The 2,992-nt window shown below is 45.0% G+C and carries 4 protein-coding genes; all 4 read left to right on the top strand.

What is annotated here, in order from left to right:
* Positions 1-47 precede the first annotated feature (47 nt).
* Genes Q0200_RS06860 through Q0200_RS06845 form a run of 4 tightly spaced genes read left to right on the top strand, consistent with a single transcriptional unit; the run spans position 48 to position 2,911 of the window.
* Positions 48-191 carry a hypothetical protein gene (locus tag Q0200_RS06860; RefSeq protein WP_002952601.1) on the top strand — a complete coding sequence of 48 codons (144 nt, stop codon included), beginning with the start codon at positions 48-50 and terminating at the stop codon, positions 189-191.
* Positions 192-250: 59 nt separating this feature from the next.
* Positions 251-1,237 (top strand): diaminopimelate dehydrogenase, encoded by a 987-nt coding sequence (locus Q0200_RS06855; protein WP_297939457.1) that lies wholly within the window; start codon positions 251-253, stop codon positions 1,235-1,237.
* A 43-nt stretch (positions 1,238-1,280) separates the two neighbouring features.
* Positions 1,281-2,237 carry a methionine ABC transporter ATP-binding protein gene (locus Q0200_RS06850; protein ID WP_297939454.1) on the top strand — a complete coding sequence of 319 codons (957 nt, stop codon included), beginning with the start codon at positions 1,281-1,283 and terminating at the stop codon, positions 2,235-2,237.
* Complete coding sequence (locus tag Q0200_RS06845) at positions 2,237-2,911, top strand: methionine ABC transporter permease (protein ID WP_297939451.1); 675 nt, start codon at positions 2,237-2,239, stop codon at positions 2,909-2,911. The genes Q0200_RS06850 and Q0200_RS06845 overlap by 1 nt, the downstream gene beginning before the upstream one ends.
* Positions 2,912-2,992: the final 81 nt, after the last annotated feature.

Here is a 2,992-nt window from a genome sequence, read left to right as displayed (position 1 = left end):
CGAGTAGTCCGCTCGTTTGAACCTAAATTTTAAATCAAGGAGAAAAAATGAAGGGCAGTATAGGCGGATTTACGCTAGGCACGGTCATAGCCGTCGCGCTATCGTGGGGAGCTAATAAAAGCATATTGTGGGCGATAATTCACGGATTTTTAAGTTGGATATACGTAATTTATTATTTGCTGATGAAGTGAAATTTAATCAGCGGCGCGCCCTTTTGCTCGCTAAATTTTAAAAATTTGAAGGATAAAAAATGAACGAAAAAATAAAAATAGCGGTTTTGGGATATGGAAATTTAGGTCGCGGCGTAGAGCTTGCCGCGCGAAATAGCAAGGATTTAGAGCTTTCGGCTGTTTTTAGCCGCAGAAATCCAAGCGAAGTAAAAACATGCGGTGCGCCGGTGTTTAGCACGGATGAAATTTTATCGCACAAGGGCAAATTTGACGTTTTGGTGCTTTGCGGCGGTAGCGCGACGGATCTGCCGACGCAGACGCCAGAATTTGCGCAGAGCTTTAACGTCGTCGATAGCTTTGATACGCACGCAAAAATCCCCGAGCACTTCGCCGCGGTAGACGCCGCAGCCAAAGCGGGCGGAAATGTAGGCATCATCGCCGTTGGCTGGGATCCAGGGCTGTTTTCGCTAAATAGGCTATTTGGCGAGAGCGTACTTGAAAACGGCAGCAGTTATACTTTTTGGGGCAAAGGCGTGAGCCAAGGCCACTCGGACGCCATCCGCAGGATCGAGGGCGTCGTGGATGCACGCCAATACACCGTGCCGATAGAAAGTGCGCTAGAGCGAGTACGCGCTGGGGAAAATCCAAATTTAACCACAAGAGAAAAACACTTGCGTGATTGCTACGTCGTGGCAGAGGACGGCGCTGATAAGGCACGCATCGAGCATGAGATAAAAACGATGCCAAATTATTTTGCTGACTACGACACGAGCGTGCATTTCGTAAGTCTTGAAACGCTTAAAAAAGAGCATGGCGGCATCCCTCACGGAGGATTTGTTTTGCGAAGCGGAGCAACCGGCGAGCGCGGCGAAAATAAACACTTGATCGAGTTTTTGCTAAAGCTTGACTCAAATCCAGAATTTACCGCAAGCGTGCTCGTAGCCTACGCCCGCGCGGCGTATCGCTTAGCAAAAAGAGGCGAAATCGGCGCGTTTAGCGTATTTGACATCGCTCCAGCGCTTCTTTCGCCAAAGAGCGCAGATGAACTAAGGCGCGAAATTTTATAAATTTTAGTAGCGCTTCGGCGGAATTATGAATGAGGAAATTTGAGTGATAAAAATAGAAAATTTAAAGAAATTTTACGGAGCGACGCAGATCATAGACGGCGTCAGCCTAACCGTAGAAAAAGGCGAAATTTTCGCCATCGTAGGCCACAGCGGCGCAGGTAAATCTACCCTGCTTCGCTGCATAAACGGCCTAGAGGACTATCAAGGCGGCAGCCTAAAGGTATTTGACAAAGAAATCTCGGCGCTAAAAGATAAAGAGCTAAGAGAACTTAGGCGAGATGTGGGAATGATATTTCAGCACTTCGCGCTGATGGCGAGGAAAACGGCGTTTGAAAACGTCGCTACTCCGCTTAAATTTTGGGGTTATAAAAGCGATGAAACTGAAAAAAGAGTGAGAGAGCTTTTAAATTTAGTCGGTCTTGAAAGCAAGGCAAAAAGCTATCCAAGCGAGCTAAGCGGCGGGCAGAAACAGCGTGTGGCGATCGCCAGAGCGCTTGCTTTAAATCCTAAAATTTTACTAAGCGACGAGGCGACTTCGGCACTTGATCCAAACACGACAAATCAAATTTTAGAGCTACTTGAGAAGATAAATAAAGAGCTAGACATCAGCGTCGTCATCGTCACGCACGAGATGGAGGTGGTAAAATCGATCGCAAAACGCGCGATACTGCTAGAAGGTGGCAAGATCATAGGCTCTGGAAGCATCGAAGAGCTATTTTTAAAGCCAGATGAGAAGATGAAAGAGTTTTTGGGTGAAGTGGAAATTCTGCCAAACACTGGCACAAATATCAGGCTATTTTTCCCAAAAGAAGTGGCTCAAAACAGCGTGATCACGCACATGGCAAGAAGCCTAAACATCGACTTTAACATAGTCTGGGGTAAGCTTGAAAAGCTAAACGACAACGTCCTTGGCTCGCTTGTCATAAACATAGATGAAAAAGATAAAGAAAACGTACTTAACTACATCAAGCAAAGTGGCGTTTTGTGGGAGGTTGCTTGATGTTTGGTATTGATTTTTCTAAATTTCCTGATGTATTTTCTAGGATACTTTTGCCAGCTATCGGCGAGACGCTATATATGAGCATCGTCTCTACACTACTCGCCTTTTCTATTGGCCTTATACCAGCGGTTTTGCTCATCCTTTCAGACAAAAACGGCCTCAAGCCAAACAAACAGCTTTACTTTGTCCTTGATATCGTTATAAACGTGCTTAGAAGCTTTCCGTTTATCATTTTGATCATCGTGCTCTTTCCGGTAACAAAAATGATCGTAGGTACAAGCATCGGCACTACAGCTGCGATCGTTCCACTAACTATCGGAGCAGCTCCCTTTGTAGCAAGGCTCATTGAAAATGCTCTAAAAGAGGTTGATAAAGGCATCATCGAAGCTGCTCAAAGCTTTGGTAGCTCGAAATTTCAGATCATCTTTCGCGTGATGTTTGTCGAGGCGCTTCCTGGCATCATCTCGGCATTTACACTAACGCTTATCGTAAATATCGGCTTTTCGGCGATGGCTGGCGCAGTTGGCGGTGGCGGACTAGGATCAGTCGCTATAAACTACGGATATCAGAGATTTCGCCCAGATATCATGCTCTACACCGTGGTTATTCTCATCATTATGGTGCAAATTTTCCAAGTTTTAGGCAACTATCTCTATAAAATTTCAAAAAAATGATTTTAAAAACATTGCAAATGCCAATGCCACACATAAGATAAAAGCGATAAAAATTGCCATAAATTTTGGCTTAAAAAACCT

This window comes from uncultured Campylobacter sp., assembly GCF_938045225.1.
GTDB lineage: Bacteria > Campylobacterota > Campylobacteria > Campylobacterales > Campylobacteraceae > Campylobacter_A.
This window is presented reverse-complemented; position numbering and strand designations above follow the sequence as displayed.